This is a genomic window from Staphylococcus sp. EG-SA-10 (assembly GCF_017151945.1).
In the GTDB taxonomy this organism is placed as follows: domain Bacteria; phylum Bacillota; class Bacilli; order Staphylococcales; family Staphylococcaceae; genus Staphylococcus; species Staphylococcus aureus.
On the sequence record NZ_JACVZJ010000001.1, the window covers coordinates 326,492 to 339,745 of the forward strand.

At 35.1% G+C, this 13,254-nt stretch carries 11 protein-coding genes and 1 pseudogene; 4 read left to right on the forward strand and 8 right to left on the reverse strand.

Annotation, left to right across the window (positions count from 1 at the left end; all coding sequences use genetic code 11):
* The first annotated feature begins 81 nt into the window (after positions 1-81).
* Entirely contained in the window at positions 82-630 is a 549-nt protein-coding gene (gene farR, locus IDG45_RS01680; RefSeq protein ID WP_000665224.1) for a fatty acid efflux pump transcriptional regulator FarR, read from the forward strand.
* 76 nt (positions 631-706) lie between these two features.
* On the opposite strand, the gene IDG45_RS01685 is transcribed toward farR, so the two are convergent.
* From IDG45_RS01685 to IDG45_RS01695, 3 genes are all read right to left on the reverse strand, one after another.
* Positions 707-874 carry a hypothetical protein gene (locus IDG45_RS01685; RefSeq protein WP_072357687.1) on the reverse strand — a complete coding sequence of 56 codons (168 nt, stop codon included), beginning with the start codon at positions 872-874 and terminating at the stop codon, positions 707-709.
* Between the two features lie 111 nt (positions 875-985).
* The gene (pruA, locus tag IDG45_RS01690) at positions 986-2,530 is read right to left on the reverse strand and encodes an L-glutamate gamma-semialdehyde dehydrogenase (protein WP_000259700.1); all 1,545 of its coding nucleotides are present in this window, start codon (positions 2,528-2,530) and stop codon (positions 986-988) included.
* Between the two features lie 190 nt (positions 2,531-2,720).
* The gene (locus tag IDG45_RS01695) at positions 2,721-3,320 is read right to left on the reverse strand and encodes a sugar O-acetyltransferase (protein WP_031927583.1); all 600 of its coding nucleotides are present in this window, start codon (positions 3,318-3,320) and stop codon (positions 2,721-2,723) included.
* A 238-nt stretch (positions 3,321-3,558) separates the two neighbouring features.
* Here IDG45_RS01695 and cwrA point away from each other — a divergent pair, with 238 nt between their 5' ends.
* The 3 genes from cwrA to copZ all read left to right on the forward strand — a co-directional run bounded on the left by cwrA (position 3,559) and on the right by copZ (position 7,015).
* Positions 3,559-3,750: a cell wall inhibition responsive protein CwrA gene (cwrA, locus tag IDG45_RS01700; RefSeq protein ID WP_001221404.1), complete on the forward strand. Its 192-nt coding sequence runs from the start codon at positions 3,559-3,561 to the stop codon at positions 3,748-3,750.
* Between the two features lie 239 nt (positions 3,751-3,989).
* Positions 3,990-6,398 (forward strand): heavy metal translocating P-type ATPase, encoded by a 2,409-nt coding sequence (locus IDG45_RS01705; RefSeq protein ID WP_000024126.1) that lies wholly within the window; start codon positions 3,990-3,992, stop codon positions 6,396-6,398.
* A 410-nt stretch (positions 6,399-6,808) separates the two neighbouring features.
* Positions 6,809-7,015 carry a copper chaperone CopZ gene (gene copZ, locus IDG45_RS01710; RefSeq protein ID WP_000076662.1) on the forward strand — a complete coding sequence of 69 codons (207 nt, stop codon included), beginning with the start codon at positions 6,809-6,811 and terminating at the stop codon, positions 7,013-7,015.
* An 89-nt stretch (positions 7,016-7,104) separates the two neighbouring features.
* Here the strand turns inward: copZ and IDG45_RS01715 are convergent.
* The 5 genes and pseudogenes from IDG45_RS01715 to crtQ all read right to left on the reverse strand — a co-directional run bounded on the left by IDG45_RS01715 (position 7,105) and on the right by crtQ (position 13,254).
* Positions 7,105-8,103, reverse strand: a pseudogene (locus IDG45_RS01715) (D-2-hydroxyacid dehydrogenase).
* A 22-nt stretch (positions 8,104-8,125) separates the two neighbouring features.
* Complete coding sequence (locus tag IDG45_RS01720; RefSeq protein WP_000625068.1) at positions 8,126-9,280, reverse strand: aminotransferase class I/II-fold pyridoxal phosphate-dependent enzyme; 1,155 nt, start codon at positions 9,278-9,280, stop codon at positions 8,126-8,128.
* 426 nt (positions 9,281-9,706) lie between these two features.
* Positions 9,707-11,215, reverse strand: coding sequence for a phytoene desaturase family protein (locus tag IDG45_RS01725; RefSeq protein WP_000686193.1), 1,509 nt, complete (start codon positions 11,213-11,215; stop codon positions 9,707-9,709).
* A gap of 11 nt (positions 11,216-11,226) precedes the next feature.
* The gene (gene crtM, locus IDG45_RS01730; protein WP_000178303.1) at positions 11,227-12,090 is read right to left on the reverse strand and encodes a 4,4'-diapophytoene synthase CrtM; all 864 of its coding nucleotides are present in this window, start codon (positions 12,088-12,090) and stop codon (positions 11,227-11,229) included.
* A gap of 36 nt (positions 12,091-12,126) precedes the next feature.
* On the reverse strand, positions 12,127-13,254 hold the full coding sequence (gene crtQ / locus IDG45_RS01735) for a 4,4'-diaponeurosporenoate glycosyltransferase (RefSeq protein WP_000871737.1): 1,128 nt from the start codon (positions 13,252-13,254) through the stop codon (positions 12,127-12,129).

The window sequence follows — 13,254 nt, forward strand, 5'->3', positions numbered from 1 at the left end:
ATTATAGTATCTATACCATACATCTTAAAGAACTAATTTTTGAATTCTGTATTTTAAACTACATATTAAGGAGAAATGTAGATGAAAGAGACCGATTTAAGAGTGATTAAGACAAAGAAAGCATTGTCTTCAAGTTTGCTTCAATTGTTAGAACAACATTTGTTCCAGACAATTACTGTCAACCAAATTTGTCATAACGCGCTCGTACACCGTACAACATTTTATAAACATTTTTATGATAAATATGACTTACTTGAATATTTGTTCAATCAATTGACCAAAGCATATTTTGCGACTGATATTAGTGATCGCCTTAACCACCCATTCCAAACGATTAACGATACAATTAATAATAAAGAAGACTTACAAAAAGTAGCAGACTTCCAACAAGAAGATGCAGAGTTTAATAAAGTTTTAAAAAATGTTTGCATTAAAATTATGAATGACGACATCAAAAACAATAGCGACAGAATTGATGTCGATGGAGATATTCCTAATAATTTATTATTTTATATATACGGTTCATTGATTGAAGGATTTTTACATTGGATTAAAGATGAAAAAATTGATTGGCCTAGCGAGGAAATTGATAAAATTTTCCATAAGGTAATAAATATTAAGATTAAATAGTAGATTAGAGGCTCATAAGCGTTACCAACATTCATAATAAAAACGATAGTTTACACATTAATGAATTCGTGTACTACTATCGTTTTTTATTTTTATCGTGCTTATCGCTATTAAAATAACTGATACACAACACATAAACTATGAAGAAAAACATAAATCCGCTATCTAAATGACTTTGACTCAATTGTTTAAATGACCAAATTGCTAATACAATTGCCATGATTATTAAAATAACGTATCTCACATTCTTATACCTATAATCCTTTTCTAAAAATATGGTTGCTATTACTTAATTTTTAAAGTTATAAATAAAAAGAGCCAACCGCAATGGATGGCCCTTGTTCATTATGAAGCATTAGAACATTTCTGAAACAACCTTTTGTTCTAAGAAGTGTAATAAGTAGTCTGGGCTACCTGTTTTAGCGTCCGTACCTGACATTTTGAAACCACCAAATGGATGGTATCCAACAACTGCTGAAGTACAGCCTCTGTTAAGGTATAAATTACCCACATCAAATTCGTTTACCGCTTTAATCCAATGCTCGCGATTATTTGTAATCACTGCACCAGTTAAACCGTAATCCGTATCATTTGCAACCTCAATTGCTTCATCAAAATCGTTAACTTTCACAAAGCCAACAACTGGACCAAAAATTTCTTCTTGCATGATTCTATCTTTAGATTTAAGTCCTGAAATGATTGTTGGTTCTACAAAGTAACCTTTTGAATCATCAGTGCCGCCACCTTGTTCTAATTTACCTTCTTCTTTACCAATCTTGATATAATTTTTAATCTTATCAAATTGTTTTTTATTAATAACCGGGCCCATATACGTATTGTCTACAGTATTGCCCAACGTTAATTCTTTTGTTAGTTTGATTGACTTTTCTAATACTTCGTCATAAACGTCTTTATGCACAATTGCACGTGAACATGCTGAACATTTTTGACCAGAGAAACCAAACGCTGACGTTACAATAGCTTCTGCTGCCATATCTGTATCAATATTTTCATCAACTACAATGGCATCTTTACCACCCATTTCAGCGATAACACGTTTCAAGAAGTTTTGACCTTCTTGAACAACGGCACTACGTTCATAAATTCTAGTACCTGTCGCACGTGATCCTGTAAATGTAACGAAATGCGTATCTTTATGATCAACTAAGTAATCACCAATTTCTTTCGGATCACCAGGAACAAAGTTAACTACGCCTTTTGGTAATCCTGCTTCTTCTAAAATTTCCATTAATTTATAAGCGATATAAGGTGTATCCTCAGCAGGTTTCAATAACACTGTATTACCTGCAACAACTGGTGCTAAAGTCGTACCAGCCATAATCGCAAACGGGAAGTTCCACGGTGGAATTGTAACACCTGTACCAATTGATTTATAGAAATATTTATTGTGTTCACCTTCACGATCAAGTACTGGCTTACCTTGAGCCAAATCCATCATTGAACGTGCATAGTATTCAATAAAATCAATACCTTCAGCTGCATCACCAACTGCTTCATCCCATGGCTTACCTGCTTCATAAACCATAATTGCTGCAATTTCCGCTTTTCGACGACGAATAATTGCCGAAACACGTAACATAAGCTCTGCACGATCATTTGCTGACCATGTTTTCCAAGATTTATAAGCTTCGTTTGCTGCTTTAAATGCATCTTCAACATCTTGTTTTGTTGCCTTTGATGCATTTGCAATCACTTGTGATGTGTCTGCAGGATTGATTGATTTAATTTTGTCATCTTTGAAAATCTTCTCTCCATTAATCACTAATGGTATGTCTTGACCTAATTCTTTTTTCACGTCTTTCAATGCTTTCTTAAACATATCCACATTTTCTTGGACTGAAAAATCGTAACCAGGTTCATTTTTAAATTCTACTACCATGTACACTTACCCCCTATAAATTTTGAAAGTGGTTTAACCCTTTGATTTAATGATATAACATCATTTAAACTCATTTTACTATGAGTAAGGTCGGTTTTGCAATCGCTTTCATTTTTGTGCTTTATACCTTTCTTCTCAAGCATTTTGAAAATGATTAGTTACTTTTTAAAATTTAGAAGCGTCATGACAACTAATTTAGTGTTTCATAGTTCAATGTTTCTGATGGTACCTCATTATCAATTTTACGAACGACTTTACAAGGATTTCCAACCGCTAAACTGTGTGGCGGAATATCTTTTGTGACAACACTACCTGCACCAATCACACTACCTTCTCCAATCGTCACCCCTGGTAACACGGCTACATGACCGCCAAACCAAGTATTACTGCCAATGTTAATTGGTCCTGCTTTTTCAAAACCTTCATTTCTATGATGAAAATTAAGTGGATGTGTCGCTGTGTAGAATCCACAATTAGGTCCAATAAAAACATTATCGCCAATTGTAATCTGTCCACCATCCATAAAATAACAATTGGTATTTACAAAGACATTTTTCCCAAGTTTAACGTTCCATCCATAATCAGTATCAAAAGGAATTGCGAGTTCGACATTGTCCGTTGTTGTTTGAAATAATTGATTGATTAATTCCTTTCTTTTATTTGTGTCACTCGGTCTTGTATGATTTAATTCAAAGCAAATATCTTTCGCTCGTGCACGTTCATTGATTAAGTCTTGATCAAAGTTTGCATCGTACCATTTTTCTGCTAACATTTTTTCTTTTTCAGTCATTACACCTTTCAACTCCTAATAACTTATTTACTTGTTTAAAAGTTAATCAAATAAACATTCGCCTATGCAACTAATTCGCTATAACATTATGAAATCATGACCTTATCACCCTTATCTATACAATTCTCACATCAAATACTGCTAAAGTAGTAGATAAATTCAATACTACAGACGCATTCATTTTTTAATCTATTAACGTACAATGTGAGTAAGAGAAATATAAAGGAGTATGATAGCGATGAGAATATTAATTACAGGCACAGTTGCTATCTTAATCATTCTAGGTTTAGTTAAAACGATACAAGATTACGAAATGACAAACGACACGAGTCGTCAGTTGTCAGACAACAAAGATGATGATAAAGTCATCCATCTTAATAATTTTAAAAATTTACATGCGAAAGAATTTAACCCATCTGATTTCTTTTAAGTCACCTAAGAATTGCAAATCCAGAAGTCATTTAAGTTTTACCTTTCATTCATACATCCTTTAATATTAATTACGACTTCTTTTATATAGATGCTAAATAGAGAGATTGTTGTGCAATGTTTGCACGGCAATCTCTCTTTTTCTTTTTAAAATTGGTAAAAGTAAAACGCAACGATTGACTTATATACCTATAGGGGGTACATTAGACGTGTAACAATGAATCACAGGGAGGCAATAATGTGGCTAATACGAAAAAAACAACATTAGATATCACTGGTATGACTTGTGCCGCATGTTCAAATCGTATCGAAAAGAAACTGAATAAACTTGATGACGTTAATGCCCAAGTGAATTTAACTACAGAGAAAGCAACTGTTGAGTATAACCCTGATCAACATGATGTCCAAGAATTTATTAATACGATTCAACATTTAGGTTACGGTGTCGCTGTAGAAACTGTCGAATTAGACATTACAGGCATGACTTGTGCCGCATGCTCAAGCCGTATTGAAAAAGTGTTAAATAAAATGGACGGCGTTCAAAATGCAACGGTCAATTTAACAACAGAGCAAGCTAAAGTTGACTATTATCCTGAAGAAACAGATGCTGATAAACTTGTCACTCGCATTCAAAAATTAGGTTATGACGCGTCTATTAAAGATAACAATAAAGATCAAACGTCACGCAAAGCTGAAGCGCTACAACATAAATTGATTAAGCTTATCATATCAGCAGTATTATCTTTACCGCTATTAATGTTAATGTTTGTGCATCTTTTCAATATGCATATACCAGCACTATTTACGAATCCATGGTTCCAATTTATTTTAGCTACACCTGTACAATTTATTATTGGATGGCAATTTTATGTAGGTGCTTATAAAAACTTAAGAAATGGTGGCGCCAATATGGATGTACTTGTTGCTGTTGGTACAAGTGCAGCATATTTTTACAGTATTTATGAAATGGTTCGTTGGCTAAATGGCTCAACAACGCAACCGCATTTATACTTTGAAACAAGCGCCGTACTAATTACCTTAATCTTATTCGGTAAGTATTTAGAAGCTAGAGCGAAGTCTCAAACAACCAATGCGCTTGGCGAATTATTAAGTTTACAAGCTAAAGAAGCACGCATTTTAAAAGATGGTAATGAAGTGATGATTCCTCTAAATGAGGTACATGTTGGAGATACACTTATCGTTAAACCAGGTGAAAAGATACCTGTTGATGGCAAAATTATTAAAGGTATGACTGCCATCGACGAATCTATGTTAACAGGTGAATCTATCCCTGTTGAAAAGAATGTTGATGATACTGTAATTGGTTCAACGATGAACAAAAACGGTACTATTACTATGACAGCAACAAAAGTTGGCGGGGACACTGCGTTGGCAAATATTATTAAAGTTGTCGAAGAAGCTCAAAGTTCTAAAGCGCCGATTCAGCGATTGGCAGATATTATTTCTGGTTATTTCGTTCCTATCGTTGTTGGTATCGCACTATTAACATTTATCGTGTGGATTACTTTAGTTACACCAGGTACATTTGAACCTGCACTTGTTGCGAGTATTTCCGTTCTCGTCATTGCTTGTCCATGCGCATTAGGACTTGCTACACCAACTTCTATTATGGTAGGTACCGGTCGCGCTGCTGAAAATGGTATTTTATTTAAAGGTGGCGAGTTTGTTGAACGCACACATCAAATTGATACCATCGTTTTAGATAAGACGGGTACCATTACAAATGGTCGTCCAGTCGTGACAGATTATCATGGTGACGATCAAACGCTACAACTACTTGCTACTGCTGAAAAAGATTCTGAACACCCATTGGCAGAAGCCATTGTCAATTATGCAAAAGAAAAGCAATTAACATTAACTGAGACAACAACATTTAAAGCAGTACCTGGTCATGGAATTGAAGCAACGATTGATCATCACCATATATTGGTTGGTAACCGTAAATTAATGGCTGACAATGATATTAGCTTGCCTAAGCATATTTCTGATGATTTAACACATTATGAACGAGATGGTAAAACTGCTATGCTCATTGCTGTTAATTATTCATTAACTGGTATCATCGCAGTGGCAGATACTGTAAAAGATCATGCTAAAGATGCTATAAAACAATTGCATGATATGGGCATTGAAGTTGCCATGTTAACTGGCGATAATAAAAATACTGCTCAAGCTATTGCAAAACAAGTAGGCATAGATACTGTTATTGCAGATATTTTACCAGAAGAAAAAGCTGCACAAATTGCGAAACTACAGCAACAAGGTAAGAAGGTTGCGATGGTTGGTGACGGTGTAAATGATGCACCTGCATTAGTTAAAGCTGATATCGGTATCGCCATTGGTACAGGTACAGAAGTTGCCATTGAAGCAGCTGATATTACTATTCTTGGTGGCGACTTGATGCTTATTCCTAAAGCCATTTATGCAAGTAAAGCAACCATTCGTAATATTCGTCAAAATCTATTTTGGGCATTCGGCTATAATATTGCCGGTATCCCTATAGCTGCATTGGGCTTACTTGCGCCATGGGTTGCTGGTGCTGCAATGGCACTAAGTTCAGTAAGTGTTGTCACAAACGCACTTAGATTGAAAAAGATGCGATTAGAACCACGCCGTAAAGATGCCTAGATTCCTTAATAATGAAGGATTCGTTGGTGATTCTGAGATAGGCTAGTGATTGGCTCTATAATGTCACGGTTTACAGTTGGGTCTTCGCTCCAACTGCATATATAGTTACACTTTTCGCTTGGCGAATTAGTGTATCTTACCTAATAGCTTTGCCTATTAGGTTCCAACATTATTATAAATAATAAGTACACTATGGTTTACAGTTGGATCTTCGCTCCAACTGCATAAGAGCCTGAGACATAAATCAATGTTCTATGCTCTACAAAGTTATAATGGCAGTAGTTGACTGAACGAAAATGCGCTTGTAACAAGCTTTTTTCAATTCTAGTCAACCTTGCCGGGGTGGGACGACGAAATAAATTTTACGAAAATATCATTTCTGTCCCACTCCCTAAAAGGAGGTGAATGCTATGTCACAAGAAATTTTAAATGTTGAAGGTATGAGCTGTGGTCACTGCAAAAGTGCTGTTGAATCTGCATTAAATAATATTGACGGTGTCACTTCAGCTGAAGTTAACCTTGAAAATGGTCAAGTAAGTGTTCAATATGATGACAGTAAAGTTGCTGTATCTCAAATGAAAGACGCAATTGAAGATCAAGGTTACGATGTCGTTTAATTAGGCAATATTCAACGTCATCAACACCAAATTAAAAAATCGAACTGATGAGAATCCCAACAATCCAAATTATCTCATCAGTTCGATTTTTAATTTACTCGTAACCTAGTATCTCCAGTCTGCAATACATCTAATGTTGCATCTAATGCATCGACAATTAGATTTTCAACTGCAGCTTCAGTATAAAACGCAATATGTGGTGTTAATATGACATCTTCCCTGTCAATCAACGATTCTAACAATGGATCGTTCAGTGTTTTGCCCCTTTGATCACTTGGGAAAAGTTTGCGTTCAAATTCATACGTATCAAGTGCTGCACCTTTAATCACACCATTGTCTAATGCGTCTAATAACGCCTTAGTATCTACTAAAGAACCTCACGCACAATTGACAAATACTGCGCCCTTTTTAAAATGTTTAAATAATTCAGCATTAAATAGATAATGATTATATTTCGTTGCAGGTACATGTAATGTCACGATATCAGCACCTTCAACCGCTTCCTCAATCGTATCTTTGTAATCGACATACGTTGCAATTTTAGCATTAGGAAACGGATCATATGCGACCACATCACTTTGATAACCATTGGCAAATATATCGGCTACTACACGGCCAATTCGACCTGTACCAATAACAGCTACTTTTAAATCTTTAATGGATTTCGATAAAATAGTAGGTTCCCATCTAAAATCATGCTCTCGCACTTTCGTTTGAATTTGATTAAAATGACGAACCACATTAATAGCCTGGGTCACAGCAAACTCCGCAATTGAATTCGGAGAGTATGACGGCACATTTGACACAATCAAGTTATACTTATTTGCTAACTCCAAATCATATGTATCAAATCCAGCACTACGTTGTGCGATTTGTTTAATACCTAGTTCATTTAATCGTTTATAAACATGCTCTGATAATGGTATTTGTTGTGATAGCGATAAGCCATCATAACCAGCGACACCTTCAACATTGTCATCAGTTAATGCTTCTTTAGTAATATCTACCTCAACATGATGTTTCTCTGCCCACGCCTTGATATAAGGCATATCTTCATCACGTACACTCATGATTTTAATTTTTGTCATTTTAACATCACCCTTAACTTTATTATTCATATAAATATGCTAGTTCTGTTAATCTTATTGCAGCTTCGTCTAATTGCTGGTCATCTAACGCCAATGAGATTCTCACATAACGATTACCATTCTCTCCAAATGGTTTCCCTGGAGCAACAAGTATTGACTTCTCTTTCACTAAAAATTGCTCAAATTGCTCGCTGTCATAACCAGGCGGTGTTTCCAACCATACATATATACCACCTTTAGCATGAACAAATGGCAAATCAGCTTTTGCAAGCATGGCTTCGAATCGGTCACGTCGTGCTTTAAATACATTGCTTTGTTCTTCTAAAAAATCATCATAATGATTCAAAGCATATATTGCGGCATCTTGTAATGCACCAAACATCCCAGCATTTGTGTGCGTTTGGTACTTTTTCAAAGCTTGAATCATATCTTTATTACCAACTGCAAACCCGACTCTAAAACCTGACATGTTATAACCTTTAGACAAGGAATAAATTTCAATCGCAACATCTTTCCCATTTTCCGAAGCAAGTATACTAGGATTTTTAGCGTCGAAACCGAAAGCACCATAAGCAAAATCATGCACGATTTTAGTGTCTGTATCTTTAAATTTAGCTATCGCTTCATCAAAAACTTCTTTCGTAGCTGTCGATCCAGTTGGATTATTTGGATACGTTAAATAAATGAGTTTTGTTTTATCTATTATTTGTGAATCAACTTTGGACCAATCTGGCAAATAATGCGGCGGTTCTAAATTAAGCGGAACAGGCTTGCCATCAGCTAAAAGTACACCTGCTAAATAATCAGTGTAGCCTGGGTCAGGTAGTAATACATAGTCTCCTGGATTGATAACACATGTTGGTACTGCCACTAATCCATTTTTTGTACCATATAAAATACATACTTCATCTTCTTTATCTAACGTCACATCATATTGTCTTTGATAAAAATCTACAATGGCTTGCTTGAACATCTCTTTACCATGAAAAGCACCATATTTTTGATTTTCAGGAATAGTTAGTGCTTTTTGAAAATGATCAATAATACCTTGTGGCGTGGGCCCATCAGGGATTCCAACTGCCATATTAATTAATGGCAATGGTCCATGTTCGATTTTACGTCCCATCGTTTTCCCGAAATAACTATCAGGGATATTTGCTAATTTGTTAGAGATCATCAAATTCCTCCTCTATCATTAAACATAGCCTGGGCGACTATCATAATCCTAACAACTTGTATCACTCTCATTTAGATGGTTACAATGACATCGCCATTCACCGTTATGTTCAACAGAACTTATGACACACGTTGTATTGAATGAATTTATTTTAATTTTAGGTAGGTACAATATTATTGTCAATATTAGGAATTTTCAGATTAATATGCGCTCAATCGTTAGGATTTAACTGCCATGCATATCCGCATGCGCAACCAGTTAGATATGCTTATATAAAGTATAACGCCCATCAAGGTACGTATTCAAACGTGAACCTTAACAGGCGTCATTCATTGTTAAATAAAACTTCTTAAGCACATACTTATTTCACTATGCCTTTTACGTTCCCCTTATACTTTTCTCACATCTTTCTCTTAGACTACTCCCTTAAACGCCTTGCTCAATATCTTTAACCATTTCGTCTACAGTTATTTTCGCACTCGTTAAGACAATAGGAACGCCTGCACCTGGATGCGTACTTGCACCTGCAAAATATAAATCTTTATAATCTCGCGATACATTTTGTGGACGATAATAATTACTTTGCGCTAAAGTTGGCATTAAACCGAATGCCGAACCAAATTTCGCATGATACGTTTGCTCAAAATCATTTGGCGTAAAGATTGTTTCTGAAACAATATGCGATTTTATATCTTCAAATACTTCAATTGTTGCTAATTTACGATAAATAATTTCCTTTATTTGTTGCGTCAAAGCTTCATCTGACCAATCGATTCCGCTACCTGTTTTAAGTTCCGGAGTCGGCATTAACACATAAATACCAGTTTTGCCTTCTGGCGCAAGTGATTTATCAGCGACCGCTGGAACATACACATAAATAGAAGGATCATATGATAAACGTCCCTCAAATATTTCTTCAATATTGCCTCTAAAATCATCTGAAAAAATAACATTATGAAGTCTCACTTGATCTGTCACATCAATATCTATACCGATATACATTAAAAATGCTGAACAAGAGTAATCTAAGTCTGCAATTTTATGTGGTGGATACTTTTTAATAGGTGCAAAATCTGGCATTAATGATTCCGCAACACTAGGGAAATCAGCCGTACATAAAATTTTATCAAATTTTCTTATGTCACCATTCACTTTTATCGCATCAGCTCGTTTGAATTTAGGATCAATAATAATTTGCTCAATTTCAGCATTAAGTTCAATATTAACGCCTAAATCTTTATTTAATTGCGCTAGCCCTTGAGCCATGCCATACATACCGCCTTTAATAAAATGCACACCAAACATCATTTCAATCATAGGAATAATTGAATATAGTGACGGGCCTCGTTTTGGATCAATTCCTATGTATAACGTTTGAAACGCTAAAAGCTTTTGTATCTTTTCGTTATCAATATAATGTTCAATTAGCTGATCTGCATGATTTAACGTTTTTAACTTAGCACCTTGCACAAGTGACGTCATATTATAAAAGTCACTTGGTTTGCGATACGTTCTTTCTAAGAAATAGCGACGTGCAATTTCATATTTTTTATAAACATCCGTTAAAAATGACATAAAACCATGCGTTGAACCAGGTTCTATACTTTCTAGCATGTGCTGTAATTCAGCTAAATCTGTAGGCACCGTTATACGATCATCGCGGTCAAAATACACATCGTAAATATAACGTAATTGTCTCAATTCAATATAATCTTCATAATTTTTACCACACATTGTAAATACATCTTTATAAACATCTGGCATCATGACAATTGTGGGACCCATATCAAATGTAAAGCCGTCTTTCTTTAATTGATTCATACGCCCGCCTACGTTAGTATTTTTTTCAAATATCGTCACTTCATGACCTTGAGAAGCAATACGGGCTGCCGCTGCTAATCCTGTGACACCTGCACCAATTACTGCAATCTTCATTATTCAACCACCTATATTCTATGATATTTACTATTTATTTCATGAAACAACTTTGCTTTTTTCCGCTTATCCACAAAAACACGTTCATGTAATGTATAGTTAGCCTGTCTCACTTCGTCCAGTATTTCAATATATATACGTGCTGCTAATTCTATGATTGGTTGTGCTTCAATACTAAATACTTTGATTTGATCCATAACATCTCGAAAATCTTTTTCTGCGATAGCTGCATAATATTCCCATAAGTCAATATAATGATTATTAACACCATTTTGGTACACTTCAGCAATATCAACTTCATATTGCTTTAATCGTTGCTTACTAAAATATATCCGTTCATTTTCAAAATCTTCACCGACATCTCTTAATATATTAATCAATTGCAACGATTCACCAAGCCTTCTTGCGACATCGTATGTCTGATGTGTTTCATGATCACTTAAAATCGGCGTCAATACTTCACCTACTGTACCAGCAACACCATAACAATATCCGAATAATTCAGCGTCCGTTTCAAACATTGTAAAATGTTGATCTTTATATACAGTATCAATGAGATTATAGAAAGATTGAAAGGCGATATTTTTTTGTTGTGCAACATGCTGAAGAGCCATCATGATTCTACGATCACTTTGAAAGTGATGATGTTCATATGGGTATTTTTCAATAGATTGTATATCTTCTTTTATTTGATTTAAAAATTGAATATCGCCATAAACATCTATACTGTCATCAATTTTACGACACACAGCATAAATTGCCCAAACCGCTTTTCTTTGATCTTCTGGTAACAAGTCAAAAGCGTAAGAAAAGCTTTTTGAATGTTTCTTCATGATTTTATGACAATATTTAAAATTCATAGCCATCATTGTCATACTAGTCCTCCTATATTGAAATGCCATTACCTTGATTTATTGTTCTTTAGATATAGAATATTGACGACCTTTCCATTCAACTACACCATAACGATGCGTTTGTTTCCAAGATTGGATGAAAATTTTAGTAAAAAACATAAATAACAATGGATGACATACCATTAATAAATTAGAAAATTGGCCGACCCTTCGATGCAGATAAATAAATTGTGTAGTATAGCTCAAGTAAACTGTTAATATTTTTCCTACAGACATTTGGCGATATTTTAAACTAAGACATAGCCCTAAAATACTCGCAATAGAACCGAACAACCACAACACAATTGCTGCCATGATCTTAGGCTTTGTGCCACCTGCCCCAGTCGACAAATGCTTTGTCCATCCTTCTTGTAATGACTGAAATCCTTCTTGATACATGCGAAATGCAACAAATGGAAATCCTTCATAAACTGTTACGGGCAATGATTGTGAAGTATATGCACTTCCTAAAGCAAATCCTTCAATAATATGACGGTTCGCACTTTTATGACCTCCAGTTGCATAATAATCTTCTTTATTTGTTAATGTCACCGGTCCAAATGCATGCTGGTTAGTCCGACCGTCGTCTAAGGTAGAAAATACATTCATACCAACGACTGTCATTAAATTAAATATCGCTGAAAACCCTTCGTAGAAACGCTTTGTTATATGATAAGGCTGTACGCTTAACAATCCTTTTTCACCTTGTAATTGATACTGATTAATCAACGTTTCAACAGCATCTTTCCTTAAGAAAGTTACATCAGCATCTACAAAAGCAATACGATTCGTACATGCATGCGTCACACCTTGATAACAAGCATGTGATTTCCCATACCATTTACCGTCAACATCATCAACAACATCTACTACAGTCGCACCATACGAACGCGCTACACGTGCTGTTTCATCTGTCGATCCGTCATTCATAACAATGACATCTACTGGAACTTGCTGTTGTATTATCGAATGTAGTAAATGACCTATTCTTTTTTCTTCGTTTCTAGCCGGAATAATAATTGTTAATGATTTATGATTGAAGTTCAGCGTTTTCGCCTTTAGCTGATGTCTACGATTAAATATCAATGCACCACACGCCATAGACATGGTCACTATTACTGTTAATATTCGTGATAACCATTTCAT

What these genes read in the sequence shown, in the direction of transcription:
- farR (WP_000665224.1), top strand. Translation starts at nt 82, where the DNA reads ATGAAAGAGACCGATTTAAGAGTGATTAAGACAAAGAAAGCATTGTCT.
- copZ (WP_000076662.1), top strand. Translation starts at nt 6,809, where the DNA reads ATGTCACAAGAAATTTTAAATGTTGAAGGTATGAGCTGTGGTCACTGC.
- crtQ (WP_000871737.1), bottom strand. Translation starts at nt 13,254, where the DNA reads ATGAAATGGTTATCACGAATATTAACAGTAATAGTGACCATGTCTATG.
- IDG45_RS01725 (WP_000686193.1), bottom strand. Translation starts at nt 11,215, where the DNA reads ATGAAGATTGCAGTAATTGGTGCAGGTGTCACAGGATTAGCAGCGGCA.
- cwrA (WP_001221404.1), top strand. Translation starts at nt 3,559, where the DNA reads ATGAGAATATTAATTACAGGCACAGTTGCTATCTTAATCATTCTAGGT.
- IDG45_RS01695 (WP_031927583.1), bottom strand. Translation starts at nt 3,320, where the DNA reads ATGACTGAAAAAGAAAAAATGTTAGCAGAAAAATGGTACGATGCAAAC.
- IDG45_RS01720 (WP_000625068.1), bottom strand. Translation starts at nt 9,280, where the DNA reads ATGATCTCTAACAAATTAGCAAATATCCCTGATAGTTATTTCGGGAAA.
- pruA (WP_000259700.1), bottom strand. Translation starts at nt 2,530, where the DNA reads ATGGTAGTAGAATTTAAAAATGAACCTGGTTACGATTTTTCAGTCCAA.
- crtM (WP_000178303.1), bottom strand. Translation starts at nt 12,090, where the DNA reads ATGACAATGATGGCTATGAATTTTAAATATTGTCATAAAATCATGAAG.